Source organism: Maribacter corallii (assembly GCF_047345415.1).
Lineage (GTDB): Bacteria > Bacteroidota > Bacteroidia > Flavobacteriales > Flavobacteriaceae > Maribacter_C.
The window spans coordinates 383,927-400,697 of the sequence record NZ_JBLFEP010000006.1; the positions used below are offsets into that span (position 1 = coordinate 383,927).

The 16,771-nt window shown below is 41.8% G+C and carries 20 protein-coding genes; 10 read left to right on the forward strand and 10 right to left on the reverse strand.

The window, feature by feature from the left end:
- Positions 1 to 22: 22 nt before the first annotated feature.
- The 5 genes from ACKWCA_RS21530 to ACKWCA_RS21550 all read right to left on the reverse strand — a co-directional run bounded on the left by ACKWCA_RS21530 (position 23) and on the right by ACKWCA_RS21550 (position 4,073).
- The gene (locus ACKWCA_RS21530; protein ID WP_413980316.1) at positions 23 to 232 is read right to left on the reverse strand and encodes a membrane or secreted protein; all 210 of its coding nucleotides are present in this window, start codon (positions 230 to 232) and stop codon (positions 23 to 25) included.
- Between the two features lie 81 nt (positions 233 to 313).
- Positions 314 to 1,072 (reverse strand): anti-sigma factor domain-containing protein, encoded by a 759-nt coding sequence (locus ACKWCA_RS21535; protein WP_413980317.1) that lies wholly within the window; start codon positions 1,070 to 1,072, stop codon positions 314 to 316.
- Positions 1,069 to 1,635 (reverse strand): RNA polymerase sigma factor, encoded by a 567-nt coding sequence (locus ACKWCA_RS21540; RefSeq protein ID WP_413980318.1) that lies wholly within the window; start codon positions 1,633 to 1,635, stop codon positions 1,069 to 1,071. Before ACKWCA_RS21540 ends, ACKWCA_RS21535 begins: the two co-directional genes overlap by 4 nt.
- Before the next feature lie 231 nt (positions 1,636 to 1,866).
- Complete coding sequence (gene murB, locus ACKWCA_RS21545) at positions 1,867 to 2,883, reverse strand: UDP-N-acetylmuramate dehydrogenase (protein ID WP_413980319.1); 1,017 nt, start codon at positions 2,881 to 2,883, stop codon at positions 1,867 to 1,869.
- A complete protein-coding gene (locus tag ACKWCA_RS21550; RefSeq protein WP_413980320.1) occupies positions 2,883 to 4,073 on the reverse strand; it encodes a pyridoxal phosphate-dependent aminotransferase in 1,191 nt (396 codons plus the stop codon). Before ACKWCA_RS21550 ends, murB begins: the two co-directional genes overlap by 1 nt.
- 154 nt (positions 4,074 to 4,227) lie before the next feature.
- On the opposite strand from ACKWCA_RS21550, the gene ACKWCA_RS21555 reads away from it, so the two are divergent.
- Entirely contained in the window at positions 4,228 to 5,565 is a 1,338-nt protein-coding gene (locus ACKWCA_RS21555) for an aspartyl protease family protein (protein ID WP_413980321.1), read from the forward strand.
- A gap of 110 nt (positions 5,566 to 5,675) precedes the next feature.
- Here the strand turns inward: ACKWCA_RS21555 and ACKWCA_RS21560 are convergent, their stop codons facing one another.
- Complete coding sequence (locus ACKWCA_RS21560) at positions 5,676 to 6,062, reverse strand: DUF1573 domain-containing protein (RefSeq protein ID WP_413980322.1); 387 nt, start codon at positions 6,060 to 6,062, stop codon at positions 5,676 to 5,678.
- A gap of 201 nt (positions 6,063 to 6,263) precedes the next feature.
- Between ACKWCA_RS21560 and ACKWCA_RS21565 the strand changes: the two genes are divergently transcribed.
- The 9 genes from ACKWCA_RS21565 to ACKWCA_RS21605 all read left to right on the forward strand — a co-directional run bounded on the left by ACKWCA_RS21565 (position 6,264) and on the right by ACKWCA_RS21605 (position 14,331).
- On the forward strand, positions 6,264 to 8,909 hold the full coding sequence (locus tag ACKWCA_RS21565; protein ID WP_413980323.1) for a valine--tRNA ligase: 2,646 nt from the start codon (positions 6,264 to 6,266) through the stop codon (positions 8,907 to 8,909).
- Between the two features lie 139 nt (positions 8,910 to 9,048).
- Positions 9,049 to 9,450, forward strand: coding sequence for a hypothetical protein (locus ACKWCA_RS21570; protein ID WP_413980324.1), 402 nt, complete (start codon positions 9,049 to 9,051; stop codon positions 9,448 to 9,450).
- Positions 9,451 to 9,501: 51 nt separating this feature from the next.
- The gene (locus ACKWCA_RS21575) at positions 9,502 to 9,687 is read left to right on the forward strand and encodes a hypothetical protein (protein ID WP_413980325.1); all 186 of its coding nucleotides are present in this window, start codon (positions 9,502 to 9,504) and stop codon (positions 9,685 to 9,687) included.
- A 38-nt stretch (positions 9,688 to 9,725) separates the two neighbouring features.
- Positions 9,726 to 10,235: a GNAT family N-acetyltransferase gene (locus tag ACKWCA_RS21580; RefSeq protein ID WP_413980326.1), complete on the forward strand. Its 510-nt coding sequence runs from the start codon at positions 9,726 to 9,728 to the stop codon at positions 10,233 to 10,235.
- Positions 10,236 to 10,502: 267 nt separating this feature from the next.
- Positions 10,503 to 11,093 carry a hypothetical protein gene (locus tag ACKWCA_RS21585; protein WP_413980327.1) on the forward strand — a complete coding sequence of 197 codons (591 nt, stop codon included), beginning with the start codon at positions 10,503 to 10,505 and terminating at the stop codon, positions 11,091 to 11,093.
- A 14-nt stretch (positions 11,094 to 11,107) separates the two neighbouring features.
- Complete coding sequence (locus ACKWCA_RS21590) at positions 11,108 to 12,367, forward strand: sterol desaturase family protein (protein ID WP_413980328.1); 1,260 nt, start codon at positions 11,108 to 11,110, stop codon at positions 12,365 to 12,367.
- A 111-nt stretch (positions 12,368 to 12,478) separates the two neighbouring features.
- The gene (locus ACKWCA_RS21595; RefSeq protein ID WP_413980329.1) at positions 12,479 to 13,075 is read left to right on the forward strand and encodes an RDD family protein; all 597 of its coding nucleotides are present in this window, start codon (positions 12,479 to 12,481) and stop codon (positions 13,073 to 13,075) included.
- A gap of 9 nt (positions 13,076 to 13,084) precedes the next feature.
- Complete coding sequence (locus ACKWCA_RS21600; protein WP_413980330.1) at positions 13,085 to 13,519, forward strand: hypothetical protein; 435 nt, start codon at positions 13,085 to 13,087, stop codon at positions 13,517 to 13,519.
- 50 nt (positions 13,520 to 13,569) lie between these two features.
- On the forward strand, positions 13,570 to 14,331 hold the full coding sequence (locus ACKWCA_RS21605) for a creatininase family protein (RefSeq protein ID WP_413980331.1): 762 nt from the start codon (positions 13,570 to 13,572) through the stop codon (positions 14,329 to 14,331).
- Positions 14,332 to 14,370: 39 nt separating this feature from the next.
- Here the strand turns inward: ACKWCA_RS21605 and ACKWCA_RS21610 are convergent, their stop codons facing one another.
- The 4 genes from ACKWCA_RS21610 to ACKWCA_RS21625 are packed head-to-tail and all read right to left on the reverse strand — an operon-like array spanning position 14,371 to position 16,719.
- On the reverse strand, positions 14,371 to 14,640 hold the full coding sequence (locus tag ACKWCA_RS21610; RefSeq protein ID WP_413980332.1) for an acyl-CoA-binding protein: 270 nt from the start codon (positions 14,638 to 14,640) through the stop codon (positions 14,371 to 14,373).
- Complete coding sequence (locus tag ACKWCA_RS21615; RefSeq protein ID WP_413980333.1) at positions 14,630 to 15,304, reverse strand: phosphatidylserine decarboxylase family protein; 675 nt, start codon at positions 15,302 to 15,304, stop codon at positions 14,630 to 14,632. Before ACKWCA_RS21615 ends, ACKWCA_RS21610 begins: the two co-directional genes overlap by 11 nt.
- The gene (locus ACKWCA_RS21620) at positions 15,294 to 16,106 is read right to left on the reverse strand and encodes a phosphatidate cytidylyltransferase (RefSeq protein WP_413980334.1); all 813 of its coding nucleotides are present in this window, start codon (positions 16,104 to 16,106) and stop codon (positions 15,294 to 15,296) included. The genes ACKWCA_RS21615 and ACKWCA_RS21620 overlap by 11 nt, the downstream gene beginning before the upstream one ends.
- Position 16,107: 1 nt before the next feature.
- Complete coding sequence (locus ACKWCA_RS21625; RefSeq protein WP_413980335.1) at positions 16,108 to 16,719, reverse strand: LUD domain-containing protein; 612 nt, start codon at positions 16,717 to 16,719, stop codon at positions 16,108 to 16,110.
- Positions 16,720 to 16,771: the final 52 nt, after the last annotated feature.

A 16,771-nucleotide genomic window follows, 5' to 3' on the forward strand; every position in this document is an offset into this window, starting at 1 on the left:
GGGTGAATATATGCAGTTTCAGTTATTGCAGGTCAGGTGTGATATCTTTTCTGCAGTCTTGTTCGCTAGGAAGTTTTCCACACATACCACAGGCCTCTCCGTCTTTATTTAGAAACGGACTTTGACTTGCGCAGGTGCCGGCGAACTTACCATCTTTTTTTGACCATATTTTTATGGCGATTCCCGCAAAACAAAGCGCTAAAATACCTATGGTCAATACAACTAACTTCATAATCGAACTTTTGGCAAAGATACAAAAATAAAGCCCTGACGTAAAGGTCAGGGCCTCAAAAAACTTGTATTGCCTATGGTCTTAATACGCGATATTCGCCACGATGTTTTCAACTGTCGGAGTCATGTTTCCTCCTTCAGGTTCAATAGTAATATATCCTACCGCCTTATCTGAATAAGGAAGTGCCAATAAATTATCTTGTTCCATTGATTCTTTGATGACTCCTAGATTGACCATTTCACCATTGACCTCGGCCCACATCTGAAAACATTGGTTTTCAGGTAGATTCGGAAGCTTGCTCACATTAATATAGGATAACTTCTTGACAGGGTTGATGTACGCCACGGCCTTCAGCTCTTTCGCTTTTTTATTTCCTTTAACGTTCAAACGCTTGGTTTGCGGATTGTTCAGCACAATAAATTGGTTTCTAACATCTTCCAACTGCTCCTTCATGTCTTGTTCTAACAATTTGATTTGGTTAGATACCATGTCGTTCTCTTCTTGAAGACTCTGGTTTTGAGAGTAGAAGAAGAATGCGGCACCAGCAAAAAGAAGGGCTGCAAAACTCGCGGCAATACTGTATTGGAAGAATCGCTTTCTTCCTGCCTTTTCACCTCGAATACGGCCGATAATGCGCTCTTTTAACCCTTCAGGAGTCTTTATTGCATGCATTTTGGCGAAAATCTCCAAGTTGTCTTGAAGCTCGTCATACGTTTCTTTTACCTTAGGATACATTGCAATGTACCGCTCTACCTGAAACGACTCTTCGTCCGTAGTTGTTCCCAAGAGATATTTTTCCAATAAATCCGTATCCAGGAATATTTTTATTTTGTCTTTCATAACAATATACTTAAAGTTACTGCTGCTATCATTGTTGGTCCGTAAATCTTTTTTAATTCACGCAGTCCGATTTTCAATCTCGATTTAATCGTACCCAAGGGAATATCAAGTTCGTCACTTGCTTCTTGTTGGGTCATGCCCTTAAAAAAAAGGGCATCAAGCACAATTTGGTACTTTTCCTCTATTTTTTCGAGATTCTCCCGTACGTCCATGAACTCAGGTTTGATGCTATCGACACCTAAGTTATATACGTCCGAAACATCCATTTGGATTTCCTTGTCGGTTTTTGTGTTGACACTTCTCAATTTATCTATAGCAGTATTCCTAGTAATACGAAAAAGCCAAGTAAATAGTTTCGCCTTTGAAGAATCGTAAGAATCGGATTTCTTCCAGATTTTCACGAAACTTTCCTGTAAGACATCTTGTGCCAATTCTTCATTACGGACCACTTTATGGGCGACACCGAAAAGCGTATCGCCATAGTGTTCGTATAAGAGAGAAATCGCTTTCTCGTTTCGCTCTTGCAAGAGCTCAACAATATGTTTTTCAAGTAGTGTGCTCATTCATTCAGGGAATTATGAAAAAAACCTCAGCTTGGGGCATCCAAATTAATCTTCTTCACCGTATATATGTTGATTAACGCTAATTTATCAATTTGATTGTTGATTCGCCTTAATCTAAATTTTTTAATTAAATAGATGTACATCTGGTAAATGTACATTTAGTTTTTGGTTAGTTTGGTTTGGTATAATCCCTTCAAATTTAGGTTTGAAGGGATTATTTTTTCTTTGAACTTAGCCAATTATATTCACTTCTGGACTAATTTCAATCCCAAATTTTGTTTTTACGCTACCCATAATGGTATGGGCAAGTGTTAGAATTTCTGTCCCGGTCGCATCGGCATAGTTCACAAGTACCAATGCTTGTTTCTCATGAACACCTGCATCACCGTATCGTTTGCCTTTATACCCACATTGTTCGATAAGCCATCCGGCGGGAATTTTGTAGCTTTCCTCGGAGACTTTATAAAAAGGGGCTTCAGGGTGTGCTGCAGAAAACGCCTCGAATTCCGTACGGGTCACTACGGGATTCTTAAAAAAACTACCACTATTGCCCAATTCGGCCGGGTCGGGAAGCTTACTCCTGCGAATGGCGATAACAGCCTCTGAAACATCGGTGATGGTCGGGCTGGTGATGCCCAGTTTTTCTAATTGGCTCTCGATAGCGCCGTAAGAAGTGTTCAGCAGATGGTTTTTTTTGGTCAAACGCAGGGTCACCGAGGTCAAGATGTACTTTCCTTTGCCTTCGTTCTTGAAGTACGAATCACGATACCCGAATTGACAGGCTTTCTTAGAAAACGATTGAATCTGACAAGTGTCTATTTCCATGGCCTCACAGCTTTCAAAAGTATCCTTGAGCTCCACACCATATGCGCCGATATTTTGAATCGGAGCAGTACCCGTATTGCCCGGAATCAATGACATATTTTCAAGCCCCCCGTAATCATGTTCGAGGGTCCATAAGACCATTTGATGCCAGTTTTCGCCGGCCATAATCTTTATCCAGACATGATGCCCATCTTCTTTCAAAACCCGTATACCCTTCATGTTGATATGAAGCACAAGGGCTTCTATATCTTTGGTGATCAGCATATTGCTTCCACCACTCAGAATAAATTTATCGGGATAGTCATCTAACCCTAGTGCTTCTGAGAGGTCTTCTATCGAATTGATTTCACAGAAATACTTGGCCTTGGCGGCAATGCCGAATGTGTTGTATGGTTTAAGGGATATATTTTTCTGGATGTGCATCAACCTATATAACTATTGAGCGCCTCCTTTAGTATGTGAACTGCCCATTTTAGCCGTTCTTTATCCAATACATAAGCAATTCGAATTTGGTTTTTTCCCAAACCTGGTGTGGCATAAAACCCGGCTGCCGGGGCAATCATTACGGTTTCGTTGTTTACCCTAAAATCTTCAAGTAGCCATTGTGCAAAGTCATCCGCGTCCGAAATGGGAAGTTCGGCTATACAATAGAAGGCGCCTTTAGGAGTGGCCACCTGAACACCATCGATTTTTTTCAATTCATCGACCAACAGATTTCGGCGGGCCACATATTCCTCTTTTACATCATCAAAATAGCTTTGTGGGGTTTCCAGAGCCGCTTCTGCCGCTATTTGCGCATAGGTAGGTGGAGACAGGCGGGCTTGCGCAAATTTCATCGCTGTTCGTATGACGTTTTTGTTTTTTGAAACCAGACATCCGATACGTGCCCCACACATGCTATACCGCTTTGAAACGGAGTCCACGATAATAGCGTGCTCCTCTAGACCTTCTTCTTGAAGTACCGAATAGTGGGTTGCCCCATCATAGGTAAATTCGCGATAAACCTCGTCGGCAATCAAAAACAAGTCGTGTTTTTTGGCCAGGGCCGCCAGTTTTCGAATCTCTTCCTTGCTGTAAAGGTATCCTGTAGGATTCCCGGGATTACAGATTAAAATAGCTTTGGTTTTCGGAGTGACCAATGTTTCGAAAGATTCAATAGGAGGTAGGGCAAAATTGGTCTCGATTCGCGATACGACCGGTACCACTTTGACGCCTGACCCGGTGGCAAAACCATTGTAATTTGCGTAAAATGGCTCGGGAATGATAATTTCGTCCCCTGAATCGGCAATGCTCCCCATAACGAAAGAAAGTGCTTCAGAACCACCCGTTGTAACGATAATATCAGCAACCGATACCTGAATGTCGTTACCTGCATAATAGCGGGCAAGTTTCTCCCGGTACGTATCCGAACCTTCCGTTCTGCTGTAGGCCAAAACGTCAATTGTATTTTTTCGTACCGCCTCTAGAGCGACTTCAGGGGTTTTGATATCGGGTTGACCGATATTGAGGTGAATGACCTCGGCGCCTCTTTTTTTTGCGTCTTCGGCAAAAGGAACCAACTTGCGGATGGGCGATTCAGGCATCGCGGACCCTTTTTGGGAAATGGATGGCATAGGTAATTTATTTTGGCAAAAATCGTCAATAGAACCGGACAAACCAATAATCGGTCGTTTTATTTAAGTTGCCTAAACGATGTTAATTTAAGCTTAAGCGTTCCAAAAATTTCGTATCTTAAAGCAATGAAATTGTCCAAAAGTTGTTCGAGAAATGAATAAGGGAAGGGTTTTTATATGCGCTATTCTCCTGATCATTCCCTTTTGGGGTATGGCCCAGACTTTTGATTTGCCTCCTGGAAAAAAGCATGAGAAGCTAAAATTCGATCTGATCAACAACTTGGTAATCGTTCCGATTGAAGTGAACGGCACGCGCTTGTCGTTCGTTTTGGATACTGGGGTGAGTACACCCATACTATTCAATTTGTCCGATAAGGATTCTATTCAAATCAATGAAGTTTCCGAGATTACGATACGGGGTTTGGGTGAAGGTGATCCTATTCAGGCTTTGCGTTCAAAAAACAATACGTTTAAGTTAGGCAGTATTGAGAACAAATCGCAACGTCTATATGTTGTACTGGATAAGTCATTGAATTTTTCTCCTTCCCTAGGTATACCCATTCACGGTATCATCGGTTATGATCTTTTTCGTGATTTTGTGGTGGAAATGAATTATGCCTCACAAAACATTAAGTTTCACGAGCCCAGATCGTACAAGTACAAAACAAATAGAAAGCATCAAGAATTGCCCTTGACCATCATCAGAAAGAAAGCCTACGTTGATGGAGAGGTGTTCTTGAAAGATGATGAAAGTGTGGCTGTACGAATGTTATTGGATACCGGAAGCAGTGATGCTATCTGGCTTCTTGAGAATGAGGACATACGTGTTCCGGATACGTTTTATGAGGATTTTTTAGGCCGTGGTTTAGGAGGTGATGTCTTTGGTAAACGAACCAGGGTCAAGAGCATGAAACTGGGTACTTTTGCCCTAAATAATGCAAAGGCTGCTTTTCCGGATAAGGAGTCGTTCAATGCCATCAAAAACTTGGGAAATAGAAACGGAAGCCTTGGTGGCGAAGTATTAAAGCGCTTCAATATCATTTTTGACTATCGAAACGGTAAGGTCACCTTGCGGAAGAACGGTAATTTTAATATACCCTTTCAATACAACTTTAGCGGTATCGACTTGCAACATGATGGCGTGCGATATGTCGCAGAGCGTCTTGCCAACCCTAGTGGTCTTGTGACGGAAAAGGAAGATACCTATGGCAATGTTCAAATTCTCATGGAAAATACAACACGCTTGAGTCTTGTACCTGAAATCATAGTTTCTGGAATTCGTGCTGGCAGTCCGGCAGATGAGGCCGGTTTGCAGGAAGGGGATGTGATTTTGGCCGTTAACGGCAAGAGCATTCATAGTTACAAGCTTCAAGAGGTATTGCAAATGCTCAACCAGAAAAAAGGCAAACGTATTCGTGTATTGATTGAACGCTATGATTCAGATTTGGCTTTTACCTTCGTGCTAAAGGATATGTTCGAGAAGAAACCTTGAACCTCTTCTAATCGTACTAGAGTAGTGGTACTAGACTAAGTAGGGTATATTAGAACAAAAAACCCCAACATTGCTGCTGAGGTTCTTCTTATTTGATAGCTTCGTTGAGATTATTTCCCTTCCGACGCCTTGATTTCTCCTTTGATTTTCAAAACCTTTGTAGGTGTTTCGGCATTGGAAATCACCGTGATGGCTTTTCTGATCGGGCCGACTCTGTTGGTATCGTATTTTACCTGGATCTCTCCGGTCTTTCCAGGCATAATTGGCTCTTCTGGCTTTTTAGGAATGGTACATCCACAACTTGAACTTACTTTGCTGATTATCAATGGAGCATTGCCGGTATTCGTAAACTCAAAAACTCGAACCCCATCTGCACCTTTCGCTATCTCGCCATAATCGACCGTTTCCGTTTTGAATTCGATTTTTGCAGCCGTGTCTTGTGCGGTTAAGCTCATGCCCATAAGGCCGACAAATAATACAAGTACAATTTTCTTCATGATTTTTTAGTTTTGGGTGAATCTCAAAAGTATAATGTTTTTAATGAACCTCCAAAATTCTTTTGTTATCTACTAACGTTACTTATTTTTGTTTCGTATTCGGATTTCATTGAAAAACTAGGGAAATCCGATAATTTAACATTCATTTTTGGGTGTTTTTTTATGCACCCGTGTAGCTTAACCAAAAACTGTTCCAAAAAAATGGAAATACCTTCTAAATACAATCCTGAAATCACAGAGAACCGCTGGTATGACTACTGGATGGAGCATAACTACTTTCATTCGGAGCCCGATGATAGGGAGCCCTATACTATTATTATCCCACCCCCAAACGTGACGGGAGTACTGCATATGGGGCATATGTTGAATAATACCATTCAAGATCTACTGACACGAAGGGCGCGGATGATGGGTAAAAATGCTTGTTGGGTACCTGGTATGGATCACGCTTCGATCGCTACTGAGGCCAAAGTAGTGGCCAAATTGAAGGAAGAAGGTGTCAATAAGTCAGATTTGACCCGTGATGAATTTCTTAAACATGCTTGGGCATGGACAGACAAGTATGGAGGTGTCATTCTAGAACAATTAAAGAAACTGGGCTGTTCCTGTGATTGGGAGCGCACTGCGTTTACCATGGATGAAGAGCGTTATGCCGGTGTCATCAAGGTATTTGTTGATTTATTCAACAAAGGATTGATTTATAGAGGCCACCGTATGGTAAACTGGGATCCAGAGGCACAGACGACACTCTCTGATGAAGAAGTGATCTATGAAGAGCGCCAAGGACTGCTGTATTACGTCTCTTATCAAATTGAAGGCTCCGATGAAAAGGTTACGATAGCTACAACTCGGCCAGAAACCATATTGGGAGATACCGCTATTTGTATCAATCCTGATGATGAGCGTTTCAGACATTTACAAGGTAAAAATGCCATTGTCCCGATTTGTGATAGGGTAATTCCGATAATCGAGGATACCTATGTTGACATCGAATTCGGTACGGGATGTTTGAAGGTGACCCCAGCCCATGATATCAATGACAAAACGTTGGGCGAAAAGCACAATTTGCAGACTATCGATATTTTTAACGCAGATGCCACCTTGAATTCTTTCGGATTGCATTATGAGGGAAAAGACCGTTTTGTAGTTCGAAAAGAAATCGCAAAGGAATTAGAGGAAAAAAGTTTCTTGATAAAGACCGAGCAATATATGAACAATGTTGGTACCTCAGAGCGTACCAAAGCGGTCATCGAACCGCGTTTGTCGGACCAATGGTTCTTGAAAATGGAAGATTTGGTTAAACCTGCTATTAAGGGGGTATTGGAAACCGATGATATCCAGTTTTTTCCGAAAAAGTTCGACAATACCTATCGACACTGGATGGAGAATATTCGTGATTGGAATATTTCAAGACAGCTCTGGTGGGGCCAGCAGATTCCTGCGTACTATTATGGTGACGGTCAGGATGATTTTGTTGTTGCGGAGACCGCTGAGAAAGCCCTGCAACTGGCTAATGAAAAACGAGCGGCCACCACTGGAAATACTGAGTCTCTTGAAATCAAAGATCTTCGGCAAGACGAAGACGTACTCGATACCTGGTTTTCCTCTTGGTTGTGGCCGATGAGTGTCTTTAATGGGGTTACGAATCCAGATAATGACGAAGTAAAGTATTACTACCCGACCAATGACTTGGTAACCGGACCTGACATTATTTTCTTTTGGGTAGCCCGGATGATTATTGCGGGATATGAGTTGCGCGACGAACGCCCTTTTGAAAATGTCTATTTCACCGGTTTGGTGCGTGACAAACAACGCCGTAAGATGTCGAAGTCTTTAGGAAATTCTCCAGACGCTTTGGAATTGATAAAACAGTACGGTGCTGATGGGGTTCGCGTTGGCCTCTTGTTGAGTTCCGCGGCAGGTAATGATTTGATGTTCGATGAGGAGCTATGTCAGCAAGGCAAGAATTTTGCGAACAAAATCTGGAATGGTTTCCGTCTTATTAAGGGTTGGGAAGTAACCGATTTGCCTCAACCTGAAGCATCTAAACTGGGTATTTCATGGTATCGATCTAAATTTAATCAAACCTTAGCGCAAATCGAGGATCACTTTAGCAAGTATCGTATTTCAGATGCTTTAATGGCGATCTATAAGTTGGTTTGGGACGACTATAGTTCTTCCTTATTGGAAATTATCAAGCCCGCATATCAGCAACCCATAGACAGAACCACATTTGATGCGCTGATTGACATTTTTGAACAAAACTTAAAACTTCTTCATCCTTTTATGCCGTTTTTGACCGAGGAGGTTTGGCACCGTATCGCCGATCGCAGTCCTGAGGAGGCTTTGATTGTAGCCAGTTGGCCAAATTACAAACCGGCGGATATCGAGCTGATTGAGGGCTTTGAATTTGCTGATAAGGTCATATCGGGTATCCGTACAATTCGTAAGGAAAAAAATATTCCAATGAAAGAAGCTTTGGAAGTTTCGGTTTTGAATGAAGAGAATGTTGCCTCGGATTGGGATACCGTTATTCAAAAACTCACCAATGTTACTGAAATATCGTATGTAGATGCAACGGTTGAAGGTGCGCTATCGTTTCGTGTAAAGTCGAATGAATATTTTATACCCATCAGTGGAGCTATTGATGTGGAGGCGGAAATTGCAAAAATTCAGGAAGAATTGAACTATACCAAGGGCTTTTTGAAGTCTGTAGAAAAGAAGCTTTCCAATGAGCGCTTTGTCAATAATGCCCCGGAAAAGGTCATTCAGATAGAGCGCAAAAAACAGGCGGATGCTGAAGCCAAGATCGAAACCTTGGAAAAGAGTTTGGCAAATTTGAATTAGGTTGTTCCCAAAGGATTGCCTGAATCAGTTGTATCCATAGCCAATACGCAGTTGTTCACCCGCGGTAATTCATTGGGGATACATCACGGATAAGATCAAAAAGCTATGATATAGTGTCTTAGCTTTTGTATTTTTAGAAATGCCTACGTTACTACAAAAATGGATCGCCAACCCCAAACAGCTCTTTTTTGTTGATGGGCTGGGGGCGTGGCTTACGGCTTTTCTTTTGAGTGTGGTGCTGGCCAATTTCGAAAGTACTTTTGGTATGCCCATGCACATTCTTATTATTTTGGCGTTGATCGCCGGTTTTTTTGCTTTTTACTCTTTTGGCTGTTACTTTTTCTTAAAACACAACTGGAAACCCTATTTGCGAGCCATAGCCATAGCTAATTTTTGCTATTGTGGGCTCACTATTTTTTTGGTCCTTCAACACTTTGAAGAATTGACATTTTGGGGAATAGGGTATTTCGTCATCGAACTGATTATACTTGTCATTTTAATTGTTTTGCAATTTAGGGTCACCTCAAGAACCAACGTATAACTGTTTACCGGCATTCTACACTTTAAACCAAAAATTGTTTATTTTAGAGTTATGGATATTAAAAAGATATTAGGTTTGGTACTGACCTTATTAGGTATTGGCGGGTTGATCTACGCAGCTGTTCTGTATGTGAATGGTACTGGTGACTTCAAAATATTGGCTGTGTATGGTGTGCTTGGTGCAATTTTCTTCTTTTCGGGAATGGGCCTGATCAAACGCACAGGTGCGTCGAGCTAAGATGCAATTGCGATACGTTAATTTCAAAATCTGGACTCGTGGAAATCCTGACATCTGATACGCACGACCTTGCCGTTATTTTTCGTCTTTATGGTTTGGCGACCGAGTATCAGAAACGCATATTTCCTGATAATACTTGGCCTGAGTTTAAAAAGAGTTTGATTGAAACGGAAATTAGTGAAGAGCGACAATTTAAGTTGGTCATCGAAGAGCAAATCGCCTGTGTTTGGGCTATTGCCTTTGATGATCCGTATATTTGGGAAGAGCGGAATCGCGATCCTTCCCTTTATATTCATAGAATTGCTACCCACCCTGATTTTAGGGGGTTAGGCTTTGTTTCCAAAATTGTCGATTGGGCTAAGGAGTATGCTTCTTCCCACGGGAAGAACTTTATTCGTATGGATACCTGCGGAAACAATCAAAAATTGATTGGATACTACACCAAGAGCGGATTTGACTTTTTAGGAATGGTTCGATTAAAACATACCGATGCGCTTCCAGCTCACTATCAAGATATGGATGTGTGTCTTTTTGAAATTGGACTTTAAAACAAGTCGAACGAAGATTTAATTATCTTGATTTTACGCAAGGTGGGCTGAGGCCGGTCAATCCTTTGGTAAGCTGTTCTCAAGGGTTTACCGTCTTTTACCTTAATCGCTCCAGTTTCGGAAAAGAAAATCATTAAGATGGGTTTTAGCGCTTTCATGGCTTAGCGCAATAGCCGTCGCTTGACGAATCCCAAAACTGATGTACTGCTCATATGGCCCTTTCCCTTTATTCAGGGAATTTCCTATCTTTAGAAAAACAACAACATCATGAAACATCTATTTTTGACCGCCCTCGCCTTATCAATATTCACAGCATGTGCACAGAAAGATAAGCCCGAGATTATGCCAAAGGAAATCCAAATAAAGACGGCCCTCTTACCGGCCCCGGATGATAAAAAGGAGGGAGCCATGGTCTATGGCTACGATGAGGATGGCGAAGTTGTTGTTTTGCGTGAGGGAACCAATGATTTGGTATGCCTTGCGGACAACCCCTATAATGACGGTATCAGTGTTTCCTGTTACTTTAAAGAATTGGATGGTTTTATGCACAGAGGTCGTGAGCTACGTAAAGAAGGTAAGGAAACCCCGGAAATCAGAAAAATACGGGGAGAGGAAGTGGCTTCCGGAAAATTGAAAATGCCCGAGGCGCCAAGTATGATGTATATCTTCTACGGAACGGAGGAAACCTACGATAAAACTAAAGGTACCCTAGGTGATGGTCAGTTCAGATACGTCATTTATACGCCTTTCGCCACTGCAGAATCGACCGGACTGCCATTGAAGCCCCATGCCAAGGGAATGCCGTGGTTAATGGATCCAGGTACGCACCGTGCGCACATTATGGTCGGGCCCAACTAAATTCAAGTTGCGCAATGGAAACCTATGCAAAAGCACTGTTGTACGCTATTCCATTTTTTATTCTTCTTTTGGCAGTAGAGATGCTTTATGGGTACTTTGTCAAAGACCAAAAGTATCGCGTGATGGATACCGTTTCGGGTATTAGCTCGGGCTTTACCAATATTCTGAAAGACTCTTTAGGCCTTGGTCTGATTTTGGTGACCTACCCATATTTAGTCGAACATCTGGCTTTAATGGAACTAAAGGCAACCTGGCTGGTTTGGCTGGTGGCATTTTTGGTCATCGATTTTGCTGGCTATTGGAATCACCGTTTAAGCCATAAGGTAAATTTTTTCTGGAACCAACATGTAATTCATCATAGCAGTGAGGAGTTCAATCTCGCTTGTGCACTTCGACAGTCCATATCAAATTTGATCGGCTATTTTCCGTTGTTATTGATTCCCGCGGCATTAGTTGGTGTGCCCAATAAGGTTATCGCTATTTTGGCACCTATTCATCTTTTTGCCCAATTTTGGTACCACACACAACATATCGGTAAAATGGGTTGGTTGGAATATGTCATAATAACCCCATCACAACATCGAGTGCATCATGCCATAAACCCAGAGTATATCGATAAAAACTTAGGGCAGATTTTATGCGTATGGGATCGCTGGTTTGGTACGTTTCAAGAAGAACAAGATGATATTCCTCCTCAATATGGGGTTCTAAAACCTGCCAGAACATGGAATCCGATACATATCAATTTTCAACACTTATGGCGTTTGCTAAAAGACGCTTGGCGTACAAAACAGCTGTGGGACAAGTTTCGAATCTGGTTTATGCCTACAGGTTGGCGACCTCCCGATGTTGCCGCAAAATTTCCCATAAAAATTATTGACGATGTGTATCATTTTCAACGGTATAGTACTCCTTCTTCAAAGGCATTGAACGGCTATATGATCTTTCAATTGTTGAGCACTTTATTCCTTTTACTATTTATGTTCTATAACTATGCAACTATCGGTTTTAATGGACTGCTGCTTTTCGGTGCTTTTGTCTTTATCGGTATTTATGGTTATACGACCCTTATGGATCGAACATATTATGCGGTATATATTGAGGTATTTCGTGGCCTAGCCGGACTCCTATTGATTTGGATGACCGAAGACTGGTTCGGTATCGATGCTTTTATACCATGGGGTAGCACGAGTATCGCCATCTATTTTGCCCTTACCATTTTTGGCAGTATCTATTTCACCTTTTTTGAAAAAGCGCAGCTACAAAAGATTTGATTGTCTAAGCTTCGGTCCTTTTTCCGACAAAACCTTCCGTTTATCGATCAATTATATGAAACGGGTCTGGCGGGCGTTAGGTTAAGACGCAATCGCAAAAACCAAACCCCCATGACTAGAGCGGAACAGCTTTCATTTTGCAAAGTATGCCTTCATCAGAAGAAAGATTTGGAACAGGGAATACTATGTGGTCTTACTGATCGAATCGCTGATTTTGAAACATCGTGTGCATCTTTTGAAAGAGATACTGCAAAAACGGAACGCCTTGCAGAAAGAAATGCTGCCTATGCGGTCGATTCCGATAAGGCAACACAGGGTCAACGACTCACTAACTATATCATCGATTATATATTTTTAATTGGTTTTGGTGCTTTGATCGGTGCCGCGCTCGGACTTCTACTCGGTTATTTCGCTCCCGAACATTTAGACATTTTGGATCAAGAAAATAGGCTTCTTGACTATTTCTACGGTTTTATTATCGGAACCGTATACTATAGCTTCTTTGAAGGATTCACCGGTAGGTCCATTGGCAAGTTTTTTACCAAGACCAAAGTAGTGACCGAAGCGGGCGAACGACCTGATTTTGGAACGATTTTTATTCGCTCTATGTGTAGGTACATTCCCTTTAATGCTTTTTCTTTTTTAGGTGCTGATGCTTCGGGCTGGCATGACCGATTCTCCAAGACGAAAGTAGTACCCATTGACTAGATAGTGCTGATGAAATTCATCACCGGTTTTTTTTCCTTAACGTTATTCCTACTAGGCCCGTTTTCCGTTCAGGCTCAGGAAAGAGCTTTAAAAACTGCTTTGATAGGAGGGCATACCTTCGGTGTGCAATTTATCTGGGATGGATATGGCGAGGCCATAATTACCGAAGATGAGCATGGTGTTTTGCACCTCAGTGGTACTCAATATTCCAAAGACAAAGAGGAATATGTGCTTTTAGAAGGTACGATAACGATTATCGATGCACTCCATTTCAGGGTCAAGGGAAACCTCAAACTCTTCACGGAAGGGTGTTGCGGTCTATTAGATCGTGAAATAACGGGTACCTTTTGTAAGACTGGGAATCGAAAGTATTGGCGCTTAAAAGAACGAGACGAGCTATGCGATTCCTACACCTGTACTTACTATATGGATATTTTTGAATAGGGTATTGATTTTTAGGTGAGCTTGGCTATGTTTGTATCCAAAATAAGCTTATGCGACCATATATACTTGCTGAGACCAATTGGAAAGCTCTAAAGGATACCAATTTTGATTTAGCCATTCTTCCTTGGGGGGCTACAGAAGCCCATAACTACCATCTGCCTTATGCCACCGATAATATTCAAGCGGATTATTTGGTAGCGGAAGCGGCAAGAATTGCCTATGAAAAGGGCGGTAAGGTCATTGTGTTACCCACGATTCCTTTCGGTGTGAATACGGGGCAATCCGATATTTATCTCGACATCAATTTGAACCCCAGTACGCAGATGGCCATATTACATGATATTGCCACGGTGCTAGATCGTCAAGGTATACGAAAATTGCTCATCTTCAATGGGCATGGGGGTAATAATTTCAAACCCCTAGTACGCGAGATCGGACTAAGATTTCCGAAGTTGTTCATCAGTTTCTGTTTTTTTCCACAAGCGCTTGATAAAACGGATTACTTCGAGGAACTCGGGGATCACGCCGATGAGATGGAAACCAGTTTAATGCTCCACTTACGCCCAGATTTGGTGAGGTCTAGAGATGAATGGGGGCAGGGTAGCGCTAAGGAATTCAAAATAAAGGCCTTTACCGAGGGTTGGGCATGGGCGGAGCGCGAATGGTCGAAAGTCAGTCACGATACCGGCGTGGGTAATCCACTTAAGTCGTCAAAGGAGAAGGGAGAACTTTTTTTCAAGGATGTGACCCAGAAGATAGGGGCAATGATCTTGGAATTGTGCCAGGCGGATTTAAACGACCTTTATGAGTAGGCTTGTGTGTATTCAAAAACATACCCTTACCGCAAAAAATCAATCTTTGGAGCCCTTGACCTCTTTTTCAACGAGCCGTATATAACGACGCATGGCTTCTGTGCGGCCGACGTTCTTGGCCTGAATCAAGGCGTTTGCCTTGAAGGCATTAATAAGCGGTGTGGTACTGCCTGGATGGCTTTGGTTCTTTTTGGCTATTTTGTAGTATGCATATAACTTTAGTAGCAGATCTGCGGGCAAGGGTTTGGAATAGGAGTTCACATATGCTACGGCCTCAGAGAAATCAGTATGTAGTTTTTCATTCTTCATTGTCTTTTTTCTCTACCGTGCTGGCAATACAGGTTTTAGCTCCTGTGACTTTCTGATTCAATTTTACGGTTACCGCACAGTCTAGTGGTAAAAATAAATCGACTCGAGAACCAAATTTGATGAAACCTGCGTCTTCCCCCTGCTGTACACTTTCTCCTTCTTCTGCATAATTAATGATTCTCCTGGCCATCGCTCCAGCAATCTGACGATACAGTATTTCACCGAACTTTGGGGTTCGAACAACTACAGTGGTCCGCTCGTTTTCAGTACTTGATTTTGGGTGCCAGGCCACTAAGTATTTTCCAGGGTGGTATTTGGAAAAGGTAATGATACCACTAGCAGGATAGCGCGTGACATGAACATTGGTGGGTGACATGAAAATAGATACCTGTCTTCTTCTATCTTTGAAGTATTCGGTTTCCTCCACTTCTTCGATTACAACTACTTTTCCATCGACTGGGGCCAATATTTCGTCAAAGTTCTTGATGACCGAGCGCTTTGGATTTCGAAAGAACTGTAGAATCGCCACTAGTATAAAAACACTTGCAATCTGCAACAGCCATCGTAGCCATGGGATATCTATATAGTATTGCGCGATAAGAACAATAACAACCACGGTAAAAAAAGTGGTTAATACGATGTTTTGGCCTTCTCTATGGAACATAGGTGAAAATATTTAGTGTTAGATAGGCAAATGGTGCTGCAAATATAAGGCTGTCCAGCCGATCTAGCATACCTCCGTGGCCGGGTAAAATAGCGCCACTGTCCTTTACTCCTGCCGAACGTTTTAATTTTGATTCTATCAAATCCCCAAAACTACCGGCAATAACGATTACTGCGGCCATGACCAACCACTGCCAAGAATTGAGTATGGGTTCGTATTTCGATAACAAGTAAGCGGCTCCCATGCTGAAGACGAATCCACCAATAGTACCTTCCCACGTCTTTTTAGGTGAAACGGAGGGAAAGAGTTTTGTACGACCTATGCTCTTGCCTACCAAGTAAGCGAAAGAGTCGTTTATCCAGATCAATAGAAAAATACCGACAATCAAATATTTTGCAAAGGCATCGTTCTTATAGGGGATCATTGTGAGAAAAATACAACCACCTCCAATATAGAAGAGCCCAACGATGAATTTCTTGAACCTATTGAACGACTTGTCTTTTTTGGAAAACAGATAGAAGAACAGCAGTGCGCTGTTTACTAATATGGTGATGACCATAAGGATAGTAATGGGAATACGGTCATACTCTTTCAAGAGATAGATAAAAACCCACCATAGGGTGAGGTAAGCTAAAAAAATATAGTATCCTCTTAAACCTGTCATACGCTTATATTCATAAAGACAAGCGAGGCCGAAAATCATAAATAAAAAGTCAAAGGCATCGGAACTTAAGAAAACAGCCGACAGAAGTAAGATTACATATACTGCTCCGGTAATAGCACGCCTTAAAATTTCACTCATATTATAGGTCTTCCAAAAACAAAAGATACAAATTTTTGGAGCTGCTTCCATAGGTCAAGAAATCGTCCGAGTTTTCCTCGTTGGCTTGAAAGTGCTTTAATGTGGTAATATTTGCCGGAATACTGTGGCCGTACATCTTTTTTATCTTCTTGAGGCCTTCACCGATTGATTCAACAAGTTGACTTGTGGTCGCAAAAACAATAACATTTGGAGGAAGCTCATATAGCTTCTGTTCTTTGAGTTGGTTAGAGCAGACTAAGATCGAACCATTTTGCGCGATGAGGTGTTCACAGGTGGTAAAAAAAACATCGCTTTGTTTGGCCGCATTTGTGAAGCCGATACCTTCTTTTGAAAATCGCTCCTTTAGGCGATCATCCATAATGAAAAACGGATGGTTCTGCCAACCGTTTTCATCTACTATATTCTTCAGGGCTTCGGAAATTTCAGAGAAGGAATCACAGTAAAGAAATTTACCGCCGTTCTTTTTGAAGTGAATCGTAAATTTTTCGTCAATAGGAATATTAAGGTCTGGCATGTGAACGCCTCTTGTTTCCGCCGTTTCTTTGGAAACTTTTTTTTTGCCTCCCCCAAAAAGTTTATCGAATATCCCCATTTAAATAATTAAAACTTCGATTATGCTTCGTTACCTATACTAACGATACAGG